Genomic DNA, 16,724 nt, shown 5'->3' on the forward strand with positions numbered 1-16,724 from the left:
CGAATTTCGTTATCGAATTTCGCTTATTATTGATCAACTCGTTGCAGATCATGAAGGCGAAAGTATGACGAATAACCCTACCGATGACAGCAGACCATGGTCGGTCTTTCTTATTTTTCTGCGGCTTGGATTGACATCTTTTGGCGGCCCCATTGCGCACTTGGGCTACTTCCGCGCCGAATTTGTCACACGGCGGCGCTGGCTCTCCGAACGGAGCTATGCTGACTTGGTCGCGCTTTGTCAGTTCTTGCCAGGGCCTGCAAGCAGCCAGGTCGGCATAGCGGTAGGACTGTCTCGGGCTGGATACAGCGGGGCGCTGGCTGCTTGGGCTGGCTTCACGCTGCCGTCTGCCATAGCCTTGATCCTTTTTGCGCTCGGCATCTCCAGCTATGGCGATTACGTCTCGCAGGGCGCGTTGCATGGCTTAAAAGTGGTGGCTGTGGCCGTGGTCGCTCAAGCAGTATGGGGCATGGCGCGTAACCTATGCACGGATGGGCTGCGAGTCACCATCATGGCAATTGCTACCTGCGTCGTTTTACTTGTGCCGTCCGCGTGGGGACAGGTTGGCGTGATTGCTATCGCAGGCATCGCAGGCCGGTTATTGTTCAAGCCAGCGAAAGTTGTTGAGCATGACCCCCTACCTATCACGGTCAGTCACCGGGCCGGCGTGCTTTGGCTCTCGCTGTTCTTTGTCTTGCTGATTGGCCTGCCGGTGTTGGCCGAACTGATGCCAAGTCAAACCATGGCAATGGTGGATTCCTTCTATCGTGTCGGATCACTGGTGTTCGGCGGTGGTCACGTTGTGCTGCCATTACTGCAAGCCGAAGTGGTGCCCTCCGGCTGGGTCAACAATGAATCCTTTCTCGCGGGGTACGGGGCAGCTCAAGCGGTGCCCGGCCCTTTGTTCACGTTCGCCGCGTTTCTTGGTGCCTCGATGAACACCGCCCCGTCGGGCTGGATCGGCGGCATTGTGTGTCTGCTGGCTATCTTCGCGCCCTCGTTCTTGCTGGTCGTCGGATCAATGCCATTTTGGGAGCGTTTGCGCCGCAATACAGGCATCCAAGCTGCGCTGGCCGGGATCAATGCCGCTGTAGTCGGCTTGCTGCTGGCCGCGCTGTATCAGCCTGTATGGACTAGCGCCATCTTTCAGCCGCAAGACTTCGGCTTGGCATTAGTTGCCCTTGTCGCACTTATGTTCTGGAAGCTCCCGCCGTGGCTGGTTGTCCTCGGTAGCGGTGCAGCTGGGTGGCTGTTGAGCGTCGCTCTGTGAGGCACAAAAAATGACTGACAAAGACCTCTACGGCGGTTTGATCCGCCTGCACATCCTTCACCATGCAGCCGAGGAACCTGTCTTTGGGCTGGGGATCATCGAAGAGCTACGCCGACACGGCTACGAGATGAGCGCTGGCACCGTGTACCCGATGCTGCACGGCCTGGAAAAAAAAGGCTATCTGACCTCACGCCACGAACGCACCGGGCGACGTGAACGGCGTGTTTATGACATCACTGAACAAGGCAGAACTGCACTTGCTGATGCGAAAACAAAGGTCAAGGAGCTGTTCGGAGAGTTGGTAGAAGGTGGTTGAGTTTTTGCTTCTATGTCAGGTTGAGCTATACCCTAACTGGATTGTCATTTTCAGAAGACGACTGCACCAGTTGATTGGGCGTAATGGCTGTTGTGCAGCCAGCTCCTGACAGTTCAATATCAGAAGTGATCTGCACCAATCTCGACTATGCTCAATACTCGTGTGGGCTCTGTTGCAAAAATCGTGAAGCTTGAGCATGCTTGGCGGAGATTGGACGGACGGAACGATGACGGATTTCAAGTGGCGCCATTTCCAGGGTGATGTGATCCTGTGGGCGGTGCGCTGGTATTGTCGCTATCCGATCAGCTATCGCGACCTTGAGGAAATGCTGGCGGAACGCGGCATTTCGGTCGACCATACGACGATCTATCGCTGGGTCCAGTGCTACGCCCCGGAGATGGAGAAGCGGCTGCGCTGGTTCTGGCGGCGTGGCTTTGATCCGAGCTGGCGCCTGGATGAAACCTACGTCAAGGTGCGGGGCAAGTGGACCTACCTGTACCGGGCAGTCGACAAGCGGGGCGACACGATCGATTTCTACCTGTCGCCGACCCGCAGCGCCAAGGCAGCGAAGCGGTTCCTGGGCAAGGCCCTGCGAGGCCTGAAGCACTGGGAAAAGCCTGCCACGCTCAATACCGACAAAGCGCCGAGCTATGGTGCAGCGATCACCGAATTGAAGCGCGAAGGAAAGCTGGACCGGGAGACGGCCCACCGGCAGGTGAAGTATCTCAATAACGTGATCGAGGCCGATCACGGAAAGCTCAAGATACTGATCAAGCCGGTGCGCGGTTTCAAATCGATCCCCACGGCCTATGCCACGATCAAGGGATTCGAAGTCATGCGAGCCCTGCGCAAAGGACAGGCTCGCCCCTGGTGCCTGCAGCCCGGCATCAGGGGCGAGGTGCGCCTTGTGGAGAGAGCTTTTGGCATTGGGCCCTCGGCGCTGACGGAGGCCATGGGCATGCTCAACCACCATTTCGCAGCAGCCGCCTGATCGGCGCAGAGCGACAGCCTACCTCTGACTGCCGCCAATCTTTGCAACAGAGCCCGCCGTGCTAGTCTGCTCGGTGATGGTGGAGTGAAGCCAACCCGCAATCGGGTTATGAATCTGCATCGCGATTCGCAATCAGCTGTCTCTTGAGCATGTCGAACTCCTGCGATGTTATCTCGCCGTGCTCGTGCTGCTACACCAACTTGTCCAACTCATCCGCCACACCGCTCCCCACCACCTGCGATGGCCAGGTTGTTTGCTGGGCGCATTGGCGGAGTATCGTCTCGACCCGGGACACCCACACCGGCACAACCTTACGGGAGTGATTCACTGTCAAAGAATCGGCCCGGTGCTCTGACGCAAGTATCGGGATGGTCACCATTTGTAAGCCGTAGACCTGAGTGGTGATCAAGACTTCGATACCACCGACCGTACCGGTACTAATCGACGACGGTCGTGTTCGTCGCCTGCCGCAGGGACTCTGCACACCTCCGTTTACGCATGTGCCTGGAGGAGTTGGAAATCGTCGTGTTCGGGAAACATTAAACACAGGATGGCAGCGATCTGAGCCAGCACATGATCAGCTAGCTCACCATCCGGATCGACGGCCCACTGCATCGTCGCGCCAGCGATGACCGAGTGCAGGAGCAACTCAGCTGCCGCAGGAGCACCTGGGGGCAGTCGCTTGCGGATCCCCTCCACCACCGCGCGGTTCCGCTGGATCGCAAGCGTGCGTAGCTCCGGCACCTGGAGCTCGTACCAGGAGATGAGATAGTTCACCGAGAAGTCGTTGCGAGTGTTCATGCTCCGAACGAGCACCTGCAAAAATTCCCAGAGCCCTTGCGGCCCTGCGCCTATCGGTATCGCATTCAGGTAATGCCGCACCTGCTCGACGCCGCGCTCCATCATCCTCACCAGCAGCGTATCGCGGTTGGTGAAGCGCTGGATTAACGCTGCGCGGGAGAGCCCCACCTCCTTTGCTACTCCGCTGAGCGTGAACTCTATGGGACCGCAACGCTTCAGCACTACGGTGGCGGCCTCGAGTACCTCGTCATCGGACTTGAGCTTGGGGCGGGGCATCAGTGTTCACCTTCTGTATGGGTTGGGGCGGAGGCTGTGGCTGCCGCCGCCATTGTAGCAAATTGAAGACGGAGCGAGAGTAGAGCCACGAGCCCCGCAAACACGGCCGATACAACGAGGCCAGGGAGCGGACCAGCAAGGTCGACAAACGCGCCGGCCGCAAGCATAACCATGGGCGAGGCTGACAGCATCACCGCCGAGACCGTGCCGAGTACCCGGCCGAGAAGTTCTGGCGGCGTGCGGTTGTAGATGGCAGCGTTGAGAATGGGAGAGACTGAGCCGGTCAGCAGTCCCACGAGCGCGCCCAACAACATCAGCACCGGCACGCCTGGCAACTGTGAAAGCAGAAGCGAGCCCACCGCAGAGCCACAAAATGCCACCGCCAGCCAGTTCTGCGCTGATATCCGGGCGCCGACCGACGCATGAATGGCAATGCCAAGGAGACCACCAGCCCCCATCATTGAGGAGAACAGCCCGAGCTCTGCTACTTGGCGTCCTGCATCTACAAACAGCGCAGGCATGATGACGCTGCCGTTGGCGCCAACGATGCCCACGAAGATCATCACTATACCAAAGAGAGGGCGCAGCAGGGGTTCGCTCCAGAGAAAAGCGACGCCGGCGCGCATGGAGAGAGTCGCCGTCGTGGTCATCGTCCGAGCGGCACGCGCGGGAAGCACCCACGCGCCGAGCAGACCTGCAAGGACGGAGCAGAACGCCGTCAGCCCGAGCGTTGGCGCAGCGCCAAGCAGGCCGATTGCGGCCCCCCCAAGGGCCGGGCCACCTAGAATCGCGACGTTCCCGATCACCGCTTTCAGTGACGAGACGCGCTCAACGGAGAGCCCGGCGACGTGGCCGAGTTTGGGCAGCTCACTGTCCTGCGCGGCCATACCGGGTGCGTCGAACGCGGCACCGAGCACCACGCAAGCGATCAGCCCAGTGTTCGAGAGGGCGCCAACGGCATCGAGCAGTGGGATGCTCGCCATGGCCACGCCGCCCACCACACCCGAGATCAATGCGACGGGCGCGCGCCCGAACCGATCGACGAGGCCACCACCAACCCACGCGCCGATGATGGTCGCGATGACGCTGCTAGCGGCCGTGGCGCCCGCCCAGGCCGCGCTCTTTGTATGAGACAGGACGAACCATGGAAGCGCGAGGGCCGCCACCGCGTTGCCGATCCGGAAGAGAAAGGTCGCCGCGAACAGCGTCGCGAGCGGGCTATATCGACGTTCGCTCATTCCGCTGCGGCGAGCTGCGCCTTCGCCGCAGCGAGGTACTCTTCGTTACCCGAGTCGAGGGCGAAGAGTGCGTAGGTGACCGCCCCGAACGCAAGGCGCTCCGCGATGTGGTGGGCGAGCCGCGGCCACACCCGGCCACCGGCCGCTTCATACGTGAGGAGGAGCTTCGCGAGCCCCTCTTCACCAAAGACCATAAGGTGCGCGGCCATGTCGATGGCAGGGTCATCAACGCGGGCCTCGCTCCAGTCGATCATCCCGCTGACGCGCTCCGTGTTGTCGATGAGCACATGGCCCACGTAGAGATCGCCATGCACCACCACGGAGAAATCTGGCCACGACGAATCGTCGTCGAGCCAGCGCTGCCACCGGTGGAGGCGCTTGTCGTTCACCACGAACTCGCGTCGGACGCGGTCAACGTCGTCGGCCACCTTCTGACGGGCCTGCGTCGGTGTACGGATGAGCATCCCCGCATCCACGGCGGCGGAAATGGGGACGGCATGCAGGGCGGCGAGCGCGGTCGCGAAGCTCTCCGCGAAGACCTCCGAGTCCTGCGGCACGACCCAGTCGGGCGTGGACGAACCAGGCTGGATGACCATCGCAGTCGAGTCTTCGAGCATGGGATAGGCAACGAGCTCGGCGTTGGCCACGCGCCAGTCCGGCACCGCGAACGGCAGGCGATTCTTGAGCATTGCCAGCACCCGCGCCTCTGGTTCGACCTTCGCGCTTACCTCGGCTCGGCGCGGGATGCGCAGCACCCACCGACGTCCATCGTCGACGGTGGCGATCACGATCCTATAGTCGAGCCCAAGCTCATTGACAGTCAGCGGGCCATGGAGCTTGAGCCCATGTCGGGCTGCAAGTGCGTACAGTTGGAAGGTATCGGCGGTCGTGACTACGGTCATGATTCACTCCTGAGGGCTTGACGGGTTTAGCCACCTAAATATAACAGTCACGTCGGTTATATTCAATCCTCATGCGAATCGGGGTACGACCCACAGCCCCCTCAGTACAGGTCCATCGTCACACCCGAGATCGTTGGGGTCCAGCTCCCAGTGGTTCGGAGCAACGGGCGGCAGGGCAATGATCCGAAAATTACCCCTTCCTTTGCGTCACCACAGCTTGCACCAACTGACCCTGAATTAAAAAATTGAAAAACTAACTTTTGGGTGTTGACTTAAAGCAAACCAAGCATATGCTAACCAATAGTTAGCAAATTGATTTCGCACGATGGACAACCCCAGCCGGAGGACCAGCACAACACTGGCAGCGGTGGCAACAAACCGCTTGGGGAAATAACACCGGCAACCGGGCTGACTAACCTCCCCGCTCTCCCTTGGCAAGGCTGGAATGCATGCCGACCAAGGTGAATGGAAATTAAGGCAGTGACCGGCTGACAGCTGGAAAGACAGCACAGTTGAAGTGATAGCGAACACAGCGAGTGGCGGGTCTGACTCCCCAGCCACCCACCCGGTGAAAGGCCGGGACACAACCGGGATGGCACTGTTGCAAATAGTCGGTGGTGATAAACTTATCATCCCCTTTTGCTGATGGAGCTGCACATGAACCCATTCAAAGGCCGGCATTTTCAGCGTGACATCATTCTGTGGGCCGTACGCTGGTACTGCAAATACGGCATCAGTTACCGTGAGCTGCAGGAGATGCTGGCTGAACGCGGAGTGAATGTCGATCACTCCACGATTTACCGCTGGGTTCAGCGTTATGCGCCTGAAATGGAAAAACGGCTGCGCTGGTACTGGCGTAACCCTTCCGATCTTTGCCCGTGGCACATGGATGAAACCTACGTGAAGGTCAATGGCCGCTGGGCGTATCTGTACCGGGCCGTCGACAGCCGGGGCCGCACTGTCGATTTTTATCTCTCCTCCCGTCGTAACAGCAAAGCTGCATACCGGTTTCTGGGTAAAATCCTCAACAACGTGAAGAAGTGGCAGATCCCGCGATTCATCAACACGGATAAAGCGCCCGCCTATGGTCGCGCGCTTGCTCTGCTCAAACGCGAAGGCCGGTGCCCGTCTGACGTTGAACACCGACAGATTAAGTACCGGAACAACGTGATTGAATGCGATCATGGCAAACTGAAACGGATAATCGGCGCCACGCTGGGATTTAAATCCATGAAGACGGCTTACGCCACCATCAAAGGTATTGAGGTGATGCGTGCACTACGCAAAGGCCAGGCCTCAGCATTTTATTATGGTGATCCCCTGGGCGAAATGCGCCTGGTAAGCAGAGTTTTTGAAATGTAAGGCCTTTGAATAAGACAAAAGGCTGCCTCATCGCTAACTTTGCAACAGTGCCTAAAATAAGCCTTATATCCAAGCATAAAACAAGGTTGTCTAGACTTCTTTTAACAGTAAAGTTATCATAAAACTGAATTTTATTTTTTAGGTAAGTTTATGCATTCTATCCGCATTCGTTAAGACACAACTATTTGCATAGTGACACTATTTTATAATGGTGGGCTTTTGTTGTGTCTTTAAGAATATTTGTCCACCCTGTGGATGAATAGCTTTTTTTTTGGGAGGACACTGTGATGCTAGCTTTTGTTTTCACCTAAATCCTGTTTGCTGCATAAAAAATTTCAAGAGCTAAACAGGAGTAAATAAAAATGAGTTTAATTATTAAAGCGAGAAACATACGCTTGGATTATGCTGGGCGTGATGTTTTGGATATTGATGAATTGGAAATTCACTCTTATGACCGTATTGGTCTTGTGGGTGATAACGGAGCAGGAAAGAGTAGTTTACTCAAAGTACTTAATGGCGAAATTGTTTTAGCCGAAGCGACATTACAGCGTTTTGGTGATTTTGCACATATCAGCCAACTGGGCGGAATCGAAATAGAAACGGTCGAAGACCGGGCAATGTTATCTCGCCTTGGTGTTTCCAATGTACAAAACGACACAATGAGTGGCGGAGAGGAAACTCGTGCAAAAATTGCTGCCGCATTTTCCCAACAAGTACATGGCATTCTAGCGGATGAACCAACCAGCCACCTTGATCTCAATGGAATAGATCTACTTATTGGTCAACTTAAAGCATTTGATGGAGCATTACTTGTTATCAGTCATGACCGATATTTTCTTGATATGGTTGTAGACAAGATATGGGAGTTAAAAGACGGTAAAATTACGGAATATTGGGGTGGTTACTCGGATTACTTGCGTCAAAAAGAAGAAGAGCGACAACACCAAGCCGTAGAATATGAGCTGATGATGAAGGAACGGGAGCGATTAGAATCTGCTGTGCAAGAAAAACGCCAGCAAGCTAATCGATTAGACAATAAGAAAAAAGGAGAAAAATCCAAAAACTCTACCGAAAGTGCTGGACGACTTGGGCATGCAAAAATGACTGGCACCAAGCAAAGAAAACTGTATCAGGCAGCTAAGAGTATGGAAAAGCGTTTGGCTGCATTAGAAGATATTCAAGCACCAGAGCATTTGCGTTCTATTCGTTTTCGTCAAAGTTCAGCCCTAGAACTGCACAATAAGTTCCCGATTACGGCAGATGGTCTGAGCTTAAAATTTGGTAGCCGTACTATCTTTGATGACGCTAACTTTATAATACCGCTTGGCGCTAAAGTCGCTATAACTGGATCGAATGGAACAGGGAAAACGTCCTTGTTAAAAATGATATCAGAACGTGCTGATGGATTAACCATATCTCCAAAAGCTGAAATTGGCTACTTTACACAAACAGGATATAAATTTAACACGCATAAATCTGTGCTCTCCTTTATGCAGGAAGAGTGCGAGTACACAGTTGCGGAAATTCGTGCAGTATTGGCTTCAATGGGGATCGGAGCGAATGATATTCAAAAAAACTTATCCGACTTATCGGGAGGTGAAATCATCAAACTGCTTTTATCCAAAATGCTTTTAGGAAAATATAATATTTTGCTTATGGATGAACCAGGAAACTATCTTGACCTAAAAAGTATTGCCGCATTAGAAACAATGATGAAGTCCTATGCAGGAACTATTATCTTCGTATCTCATGACAAGCAATTGGTCGATAATATTGCTGACATTATCTACGAGATCAAAGACCACAAAATCATCAAGACTTTTGAGAGAGATTGTTAATGATAGCCAATCTAATCCGAACATTAATTATTGAACTCTTTAAAGGAAATTAAAAATGACAATTCAAGATATTCAATCACTTGCTGAAGCACACGGCTTGTTGCTTACGGACAAAATGAATTTCAATGAAATGGGCATTGATTTTAAGGTCGTTTTTGCTCTTGATACAAAGGGGCAACAATGGTTGCTGCGTATTCCTCGTCGTGATGGCATGAGGGAACAAATCAAGAAAGAAAAACGCATTTTAGAATTGGTAAAAAAACATCTTTCTGTAGAGGTTCCTGATTGGAGAATTTCATCTACAGAATTAGTGGCTTATCCCATACTTAAAGATAATCCTGTTTTAAATTTGGATGCTGAAACCTATGAAATAATTTGGAATATGGACAAAGATAGCCCGAAATACATAACATCTTTGGCAAAAACCTTATTTGAAATCCATAGTATTCCTGAAAAAGAAGTTCGGGAAAATGATTTGAAAATTATGAAACCTTCAGATTTAAGACCTGAAATAGCAAACAATTTGCAGTTAGTAAAATCTGAAATTGGTATAAGTGAGCAATTGGAAACCCGCTACAGAAAATGGTTGGATAATGATGTTCTATGGGCAGATTTCACCCAATTTATACATGGCGATTTATATGCTGGGCATGTACTAGCTTCAAAGGATGGAGCTGTTTCAGGCGTTATTGATTGGTCAACAGCCCATATAGATGACCCAGCGATTGATTTTGCTGGGCATGTAACTTTGTTTGGAGAAGAAAGCCTCAAAACTCTAATCATCGAGTATGAAAAACTAGGGGGTAAAGTTTGGAATAAACTATATGAACAGACTTTAGAAAGAGCAGCGGCCTCTCCTTTGATGTATGGTTTATTTGCCTTAGAAACTCAAAATGAAAGCCTTATCGTTGGAGCAAAAGCTCAGTTGGGAGTTATATAATTTAAAAATATGATTGCTGAGAACTGCCTTGTTTTGAAACTTGGTTGGCTTTAATTAGTTTTTAGGGCACTGTTGCAAATAGTCGGTGGTGATAAACTTATCATCCCCTTTTGCTGATGGAGCTGCACATGAACCCATTCAAAGGCCGGCATTTTCAGCGTGACATCATTCTGTGGGCCGTACGCTGGTACTGCAAATACGGCATCAGTTACCGTGAGCTGCAGGAGATGCTGGCTGAACGCGGAGTGAATGTCGATCACTCCACGATTTACCGCTGGGTTCAGCGTTATGCGCCTGAAATGGAAAAACGGCTGCGCTGGTACTGGCGTAACCCTTCCGATCTTTGCCCGTGGCACATGGATGAAACCTACGTGAAGGTCAATGGCCGCTGGGCGTATCTGTACCGGGCCGTCGACAGCCGGGGCCGCACTGTCGATTTTTATCTCTCCTCCCGTCGTAACAGCAAAGCTGCATACCGGTTTCTGGGTAAAATCCTCAACAACGTGAAGAAGTGGCAGATCCCGCGATTCATCAACACGGATAAAGCGCCCGCCTATGGTCGCGCGCTTGCTCTGCTCAAACGCGAAGGCCGGTGCCCGTCTGACGTTGAACACCGACAGATTAAGTACCGGAACAACGTGATTGAATGCGATCATGGCAAACTGAAACGGATAATCGGCGCCACGCTGGGATTTAAATCCATGAAGACGGCTTACGCCACCATCAAAGGTATTGAGGTGATGCGTGCACTACGCAAAGGCCAGGCCTCAGCATTTTATTATGGTGATCCCCTGGGCGAAATGCGCCTGGTAAGCAGAGTTTTTGAAATGTAAGGCCTTTGAATAAGACAAAAGGCTGCCTCATCGCTAACTTTGCAACAGTGCCATCTCACGCATCTGGCCGATCATGCGGAACAGCGCCGACTCATCCACCTGTTCGCGCCCTTGCTGCCGCAGTTTCGCCAGCGCCTGCCGTTGTTCCCAGAGGGTGACAGCCGGATGCGACAAGGTACGGTAGGGAATTTCCAGGTAATGCTGTCCCTCCGGTTCCAGGACCCAGATACGGCTGATGTCGCGCGGATCGCGCCGGATCAGAAAGGACGGCCAGCGTTCACGCCGCGCAATCCACGGCTTGAGCGCATCGGCGTAGTAGTGGATGTGGTCGATGACAAAGCCGGTGCGGGTCAGCGTGCGCCGGAGGATCGGCAGAAAATCGACCAGGAACGAAGTAGCGCGTGTGACGACGGCCGGTACGCCGACACGCGCCACGGCCTCGGCCCAGCGCGCGGCCGGCGGTTGGAGCAGGCCGTTGTGCACCGAACCGTGGTAGGTGCCGACCGCCAATGTGAGCCAGCGCTCTAGCTCGCGCAGCGTCAGGGCGGCCTTGTTTTCGGAATCGTAGTCGCCGCGCTGGTCAGGGTTGGAGAAGGTCGTTCCCGGCAGTTCGTCGTGAATCATCTGCATCGCCGTGCCGATGATCCGTTCCACGATGCCGCCATAGTGCGGCTGTCCCAGCGGGCGATAGTCCAGCCGGATGCCATGCTGCTCGCAACCCCGGCGCAGGGCCTCGCTCTTGAACTCGGCCGCGTTGTCTAGGTAGAGCAGCAAGGGCTTGCCGCTCATCTGCCAATCCATTTCCACGTTCAGTCCTTCCAGCCAAGGGCGCTTGTCGCAGGCGACATGCACGAGGCACAGGCCAACCGAAACGGCAGACGGCGCTTCCAGCGTGACGACCATGCCGAGCACGCAGCGGGTGAACACGTCGATGGCGAGGGTCAGGTACGGGCGGCCAATAGGTTGCCGGTCGCGGTCATCGACCACGATCAGGTCGATGACCGTATGGTCTATCTGCACCTGCTCCAGCGGCGCGGTCACGGCAGGAGGCTCGCCGCCCACACCTTGTAGGTCACGAGCGGCATCCTGGCCTTCCCGCCGGCGGATGACCTTGCGCGGGTCAAGGCTAGCGATCCGTAAGGCCACGGTATTGCGCGCCGGCACTCGCAGTTTTTGAGCCTTGCACACCTGAGTGACTTCGCGGTGAAAGGCCGCTAGGCTGCGCTTCTGCTTGGTCAGGAACCGCTTTTGCAGTAGCTCGTGGATGACGCGCTCGACCGGTTCCGGCAAGCGCCCCTTACCTTTACCTCCACCGGACTGGCCGGGCACCAGATCCGTCACGAGGCCGCTGCCTTGCCGGGCACGCCGGATCAGAACGTATACCTGGCGCCGAGACAAGCCCAGCGCCTGAGCCGCCATATCGGCCGCTTCGTGCCCGACCGTCTCCGACTGCGCCAACGGACTGATGATCTCCGCACGACGGCGCGCACGCTCCCAAGCCTCATCAGGCAGAGTGGCCACGCCTTGTTCTGGAATCCGTGGGGTGTCCGTCGCCATGCTCACCTCGCTTTGGTGCACACGAGTATTGAGCATAGTCGAGATTGGTGCAGATCACTTCTGATATTGAACTGTCAGGAGCTGGCTGCACAACAGCCATTACGCCCAATCAACTGGTGCAGTCGTCTTCTGAAAATGACATATTGAACCAATAATTAGGAACCACTTTAAACAGACCGATGGGGGTTTCAATGTTCATACGGGCGTATTTACGTGCATCGACAGTGGAACAGGATGCTGAGCGGGCACGAGAGCTTCTGATAGGTTTTGCTGCTGAGCATGGCCATCAGATTGCCAGTTTCTATGTGGAGAATGAGTCGGGAGCGACGCTGGACAGGCCTGAGCTTATGAGGCTGATCCGCGACGCTGCAGATCGTGACATTGTGCTGGTAGAGCAGATTGATCGTCTGGCCCGTCTCAATCAGACGGATTGGCAAACACTGAAGCAGCTTTTGGCACAGAAACAGCTCTCCATCGTTTCTCCTGAGCTTCCGACTTCCTGGGTGGCATTACAGGGGGACAGCCGCTCCGAGTTCACCAGCGCCATTTTGCAGGCTGTAAATGGCATGCTGTTGGATATGCTCGCAGCCGTCGCTCGTAAAGACTATGAAGATCGCCGTCGCAGGCAGCAGCAGGGTATTGCCAAGGCCAGGGATGAAGGGAAATACCGTGGTAGGCAGAAGGATGAGAAGAAGCGTCAGCACATCGCCAGGCTGTTGGTGACAGGCCACAGTTATTCCGCGATTCAGGAGATGCTTGGTTGCTCAAGGTACCTTATCGCCAGTGTGGCCAAGGAGGCGCGCAGTTAGCTCCAGAAGTAGTAATTTTTGATGACCGGCCCACCCTTGCGTTTTGGGCGTGGGGTTGTCTTGAGGGTTTTCGCTGTCCAGATAAGAGCGATGCTCAGCGCAGTGAACAGCCCGGCGGGCCAGTGCCAGCAGGCGAGTGCGGCAAGAGCCATTAACTGCAACCTGGCCGTGATGGGGCGCCTGGTAGCCCAGGCCAGTATTGGCCAGCACCAGTAAACCGGTGGCAGGCAGATCAGTAGCCATGCAAACAGCGTGTCGCCAAGTGCCATCAAGCCCAGCGCAACCAACGCCATGAGGGCGATATCAGCGATCGGTTTCATGGTGTCTCTCTTTTGCATGCGCCTTGTAGCTATACAGACTCCACACGAAGACAAGCGTGAAGAAGGCCAGCAAGCCTACCATTCCCCAACTGAACGCATCCATCGTGTTACTCCACCAATGAACATGATTTCAGCATGGCACTGAAGGTCTTGGTATTCAATCAACTTATTGAAAATGTTGACTTTGTTCGTTCGTGACAAAGTTGGAGTACTGGAATCCAGTGGCTTATTGACCAGTGGAATCAGCGCCCTTATCCCCGGCCAATCCCTGTCCAATTCCTTTCCACATAACTATCTATCTGGAATCTTGGTGCGGATATTCCAGATAGTGGAATGTCGCTTCAGAACGAGCACCTGGAATATTGATAGGGGCCTTCCCATCTATCTGGAATGTTCGTGCTGTTTTTCGCTCTGGAATGTTGGCCACTCTGTCTGAGGTGAGTGGGAAAACCCGGTGTGCTGGAATTGATGGGGGCAGATTCCTATCTATCTGGAATCTTGGCCTCTGCATTCAGCGAGAGCCAAACCGGCTGACTTGCTATGGGACTAACTCAAGCGATGCCCTTCAACAATCATTCACTACGACCTAGTTACGCCATTACCAGACGTTTCCTTGACCCGAAGGCATGCCATCAAGAGCTGCACCCATGTTGCTTTATGAGTCTGAAATCAATAAAACCCGGCTGAATTTATGAGAGAATCTTGAGCAATATTGTCCCCCGACCGGAAGAGTGCTCATGGCCGAGATCAACAAAGCAACCCTCACCGAAGCCGACATCATCTCGAAATACCTGCTGCCTGCTATCAAGGCTGCGGGGTGGGATGACCTGACTCAGGTTCGCCAAGAGGTGAAGCTGCGGGATGGCAAGGTGGTGGTGCGCGGCCAGATGGCGGCACGCAAGAAGGTCAAATCGGCCGATATCGTGCTCTATCACAAGATGGGCTTGCCACTGGCGGTGATCGAGGCCAAAGCCAACAAGCATGAGATTGGCAAGGGGATGCAGCAGGGGCTCGATTATGCCCGTCTGCTGGATGTGCCGTTCGTATTTGCCAGCAACGGCGATGGTTTTGTATTTCATGACAAGACCAATCCGGCCAAGCTGGAATCCGAGATCGCGCTGGAGGACTTCCCCAGCCCCGGCCAGCTTTGGGACAAACTCTGCACCTGGAAGGGTTACACCCAGGCACAGTTGCCTGTCATCAGTCAGGACTACTACTCGGATGGCAGCGGCAAATCTCCCCGCTATTACCAGCTGCAGGCCATCAACAAGACCGTAGAAGCCATCTCGAAAGGTGAGGATCGGGTATTGCTGGTGATGGCCACCGGCACCGGCAAGACCTACACCGCATTCCAGATCATTTGGCGTTTGTGGAAGGCGGGCGCCAAGAAGCGCATCCTGTTTTTGGCCGATCGGAATGCGCTGGTGGAACAAACCAAGCGTAATGATTTTCAGCCTTTTGGCTCGGCCATGGCCAAGGTCACTGGGCGTACTGTCGATCCTGCCTATGAGATCCACCTTGCCCTCTATCAGGCGCTCACCGGACCAGAAGAGTCACAGAAAGCCTTCAAGCAGGTCTCACCCGGTTTCTTCGACCTGATCGTGGTGGATGAGTGCCATCGGGGCAGCGCCGCCGAAGACAGCGCCTGGCGCGAGATCCTCGAATACTTCTCATCGGCCACCCAGATTGGTCTCACTGCCACGCCCAAAGAGACCGCAACCGTCTCCAGCACCGATTATTTCGGTGACCCTGTTTATACCTACTCCCTCAAAGAGGGAATCGAAGATGGTTTTCTTGCCCCCTACAAGGTGGTGCGGGTCGATATCGATGTCGATCTGCAGGGGTGGCGTCCCACCAAAGGGCAGATGGACAAACAGGGCAACCTGATTGAAGACCGTATCTATAACCAGAAGGATTTTGACCGCACTCTGGTGATCGACGAGCGTACCCAGCTGGTGGCCGAAACCATCACCAACTACCTCAAGAAAACCGACCCGATGGCCAAGACCATCGTGTTCTGCAACGACATCGATCATGCCGACCGGATGCGACGGGCGTTGGTCAACCTCAACCCGGAACAGATGGCCAAGGATGAGCGCTATGTGATGAAAATCACCGGCGATGATGAGTTGGGTAAGGGGCAGCTTGAGAACTTCATTGAGCCGAAAAAGCCCTATCCGGTCATCGCCACTACTTCCGAGCTGATGACCACTGGCGTCGATGCCAAAACCTGCAAGCTGGTTGTGCTGGACCAAAATATCCAGTCCATGACCAAGTTCAAGCAGATCATCGGCCGTGGTACCCGCATCGATGACAAGTACGGCAAGCTCTGGTTCACCATTCTCGACTTCAAGAAGGCCACCGAGCTGTTTGCCGATCCCCGTTTCGACGGCGAGCCGGAGCGCGTCATGGTGATCAAACCGGCAGACATCAACAATCCGGATGAAGGCTTGGGCGATATCATCGGCGATGCCGATCTGCTGCCAACCGATGAACCCGGCGACAATGACGATCCGTTTGCTCCCGGAGTCGATGAACAACCCGGCAGCTACACAACCGGTAGTGATGGTGGCCAGAGTAGCGCTGGGGGCCAGGGCGCAGGCCCGCTGGGTGGCCCCGAGCCCGGGGTCAGCAAGTATTATGTCAACGGCGTGGCGGTCAGCGTCATCGCCGAGCGGGTGCAGTATTACGATGCCGATGGCAAGTTGGTGACCGAATCCTTCAAGGACTACACCAAAAAGACCCTGCTCAAAGAGTTTGCCACCCTCGATGCGTTCACCAAACGCTGGCAAGCCGCCGAACGCAAGCAAGCCATTATGGATGAATTGGCTCAGGCGGGCGTGCTGTGGGAGGTGTTGGAGCAGGAAGTGGGCAAGGAGCTCGACCCGTTCGACCTTATCTGCCATGTGGTATACGATCAGCCGCCACTGACCCGCCGCGAGCGGGCCAACAACGTCAAAAAGCGCAACTACTTCACCAAGTACAACGACACCGCCCAGCAGGTTCTTACCAGACTGCTCGACAAGTATGCCGATCAGGGGGTGACCGAGATTGAGACCAAGGATGCGCTAAAAGTCGCCCCCTTTACCGAGTTGGGGCGCCCGCTGGAGTTGGCCAAGAAGGGTTTTGGTGGCCCCAAACAGTTCGAGCAGGCCATCACCGAACTGGAGCAAGAAATTTACCGTGAGCAGCAGAGCGCCTGACGACCTGACTGCTTCTGAACTACCATGCGGCCATTCCAATGATGGCCGCTTGTTTTATCGATACTCCT

General features: G+C 54.5%; 13 protein-coding genes and 1 pseudogene. 9 read left to right on the plus strand and 5 right to left on the minus strand.

Going from position 1 to position 16,724, the window contains the following annotated elements; all coding sequences use genetic code 11:
* Positions 1-64 precede the first annotated feature (64 nt).
* The 3 genes from chrA (at position 65) to I6L38_RS19210 (ending at position 2,577) form a co-directional block, all read left to right on the plus strand.
* A complete protein-coding gene (gene chrA / locus I6L38_RS19200) occupies positions 65-1,270 on the plus strand; it encodes a chromate efflux transporter (protein ID WP_000184001.1) in 1,206 nt (401 codons plus the stop codon).
* A 10-nt stretch (positions 1,271-1,280) separates the two neighbouring features.
* Complete coding sequence (locus I6L38_RS19205; protein WP_000130000.1) at positions 1,281-1,586, plus strand: PadR family transcriptional regulator; 306 nt, start codon at positions 1,281-1,283, stop codon at positions 1,584-1,586.
* A gap of 226 nt (positions 1,587-1,812) precedes the next feature.
* Positions 1,813-2,577 (plus strand): IS6-like element IS6100 family transposase, encoded by a 765-nt coding sequence (locus I6L38_RS19210; RefSeq protein WP_001389365.1) that lies wholly within the window; start codon positions 1,813-1,815, stop codon positions 2,575-2,577.
* Positions 2,578-3,069: 492 nt separating this feature from the next.
* On the opposite strand, the gene mphR(A) is transcribed toward I6L38_RS19210, so the two are convergent.
* Genes mphR(A) through I6L38_RS19225 form a run of 3 tightly spaced genes read right to left on the minus strand, consistent with a single transcriptional unit; the run spans position 3,070 to position 5,794 of the window.
* Positions 3,070-3,654 carry a macrolide-binding transcriptional repressor MphR(A) gene (mphR(A), locus tag I6L38_RS19215; protein WP_001137892.1) on the minus strand — a complete coding sequence of 195 codons (585 nt, stop codon included), beginning with the start codon at positions 3,652-3,654 and terminating at the stop codon, positions 3,070-3,072.
* Complete coding sequence (gene mrx(A) / locus I6L38_RS19220) at positions 3,654-4,892, minus strand: macrolide resistance MFS transporter Mrx(A) (protein WP_000004159.1); 1,239 nt, start codon at positions 4,890-4,892, stop codon at positions 3,654-3,656. The genes mphR(A) and mrx(A) overlap by 1 nt, the downstream gene beginning before the upstream one ends.
* Positions 4,889-5,794: an Mph(A) family macrolide 2'-phosphotransferase gene (locus I6L38_RS19225; RefSeq protein ID WP_000219387.1), complete on the minus strand. Its 906-nt coding sequence runs from the start codon at positions 5,792-5,794 to the stop codon at positions 4,889-4,891. Before I6L38_RS19225 ends, mrx(A) begins: the two co-directional genes overlap by 4 nt.
* A gap of 657 nt (positions 5,795-6,451) precedes the next feature.
* Between I6L38_RS19225 and I6L38_RS19230 the strand changes: the two genes are divergently transcribed.
* The 4 genes from I6L38_RS19230 to I6L38_RS19245 all read left to right on the plus strand — a co-directional run bounded on the left by I6L38_RS19230 (position 6,452) and on the right by I6L38_RS19245 (position 10,767).
* A complete protein-coding gene (locus I6L38_RS19230; protein ID WP_001067855.1) occupies positions 6,452-7,156 on the plus strand; it encodes an IS6-like element IS26 family transposase in 705 nt (234 codons plus the stop codon).
* Between the two features lie 362 nt (positions 7,157-7,518).
* Positions 7,519-8,994, plus strand: coding sequence for an ABC-F type ribosomal protection protein Msr(E) (gene msr(E) / locus I6L38_RS19235; RefSeq protein ID WP_000052512.1), 1,476 nt, complete (start codon positions 7,519-7,521; stop codon positions 8,992-8,994).
* Positions 8,995-9,049: 55 nt separating this feature from the next.
* Complete coding sequence (locus I6L38_RS19240; RefSeq protein ID WP_000155092.1) at positions 9,050-9,934, plus strand: Mph(E) family macrolide 2'-phosphotransferase; 885 nt, start codon at positions 9,050-9,052, stop codon at positions 9,932-9,934.
* A 128-nt stretch (positions 9,935-10,062) separates the two neighbouring features.
* A complete protein-coding gene (locus tag I6L38_RS19245; protein ID WP_001067855.1) occupies positions 10,063-10,767 on the plus strand; it encodes an IS6-like element IS26 family transposase in 705 nt (234 codons plus the stop codon).
* Positions 10,768-10,818: 51 nt separating this feature from the next.
* Here the strand turns inward: I6L38_RS19245 and I6L38_RS19250 are convergent.
* Positions 10,819-12,324 (minus strand): annotated as a pseudogene (locus I6L38_RS19250) (Mu transposase C-terminal domain-containing protein); the annotation flags it as partial.
* 191 nt (positions 12,325-12,515) lie between these two features.
* Between I6L38_RS19250 and I6L38_RS19255 the strand changes: the two are divergent.
* Positions 12,516-13,133, plus strand: a complete 618-nt coding sequence (locus I6L38_RS19255; RefSeq protein WP_047439809.1) for a recombinase family protein — start codon at positions 12,516-12,518, stop codon at positions 13,131-13,133.
* Here the strand turns inward: I6L38_RS19255 and I6L38_RS19260 are convergent.
* Positions 13,130-13,453, minus strand: a complete 324-nt coding sequence (locus tag I6L38_RS19260; RefSeq protein ID WP_047439811.1) for a hypothetical protein — start codon at positions 13,451-13,453, stop codon at positions 13,130-13,132. The genes I6L38_RS19255 and I6L38_RS19260 overlap by 4 nt on opposite strands.
* A gap of 737 nt (positions 13,454-14,190) precedes the next feature.
* On the opposite strand from I6L38_RS19260, the gene hsdR reads away from it, so the two are divergent.
* A complete protein-coding gene (gene hsdR / locus I6L38_RS19265; RefSeq protein ID WP_103261034.1) occupies positions 14,191-16,656 on the plus strand; it encodes an EcoAI/FtnUII family type I restriction enzme subunit R in 2,466 nt (821 codons plus the stop codon).
* Positions 16,657-16,724 lie beyond the last annotated feature (68 nt).

Origin of the sequence: Aeromonas sp. FDAARGOS 1408 (genome assembly GCF_019048665.1) — a bacterium.
Taxonomy (GTDB): Bacteria; Pseudomonadota; Gammaproteobacteria; order Enterobacterales; family Aeromonadaceae; genus Aeromonas; species Aeromonas dhakensis.

Coding starts and splice junctions, on each gene's coding strand:
- I6L38_RS19205 (WP_000130000.1), top strand. CDS start 1,281: ATGACTGACAAAGACCTCTACGGCGGTTTGATCCGCCTGCACATCCTT.
- I6L38_RS19225 (WP_000219387.1), bottom strand. CDS start 5,794: ATGACCGTAGTCACGACCGCCGATACCTTCCAACTGTACGCACTTGCA.
- hsdR (WP_103261034.1), top strand. CDS start 14,191: ATGGCCGAGATCAACAAAGCAACCCTCACCGAAGCCGACATCATCTCG.
- I6L38_RS19255 (WP_047439809.1), top strand. CDS start 12,516: ATGTTCATACGGGCGTATTTACGTGCATCGACAGTGGAACAGGATGCT.
- I6L38_RS19240 (WP_000155092.1), top strand. CDS start 9,050: ATGACAATTCAAGATATTCAATCACTTGCTGAAGCACACGGCTTGTTG.
- chrA (WP_000184001.1), top strand. CDS start 65: ATGACGAATAACCCTACCGATGACAGCAGACCATGGTCGGTCTTTCTT.
- I6L38_RS19260 (WP_047439811.1), bottom strand. CDS start 13,453: ATGAAACCGATCGCTGATATCGCCCTCATGGCGTTGGTTGCGCTGGGC.
- I6L38_RS19245 (WP_001067855.1), top strand. CDS start 10,063: ATGAACCCATTCAAAGGCCGGCATTTTCAGCGTGACATCATTCTGTGG.
- I6L38_RS19210 (WP_001389365.1), top strand. CDS start 1,813: ATGACGGATTTCAAGTGGCGCCATTTCCAGGGTGATGTGATCCTGTGG.
- I6L38_RS19230 (WP_001067855.1), top strand. CDS start 6,452: ATGAACCCATTCAAAGGCCGGCATTTTCAGCGTGACATCATTCTGTGG.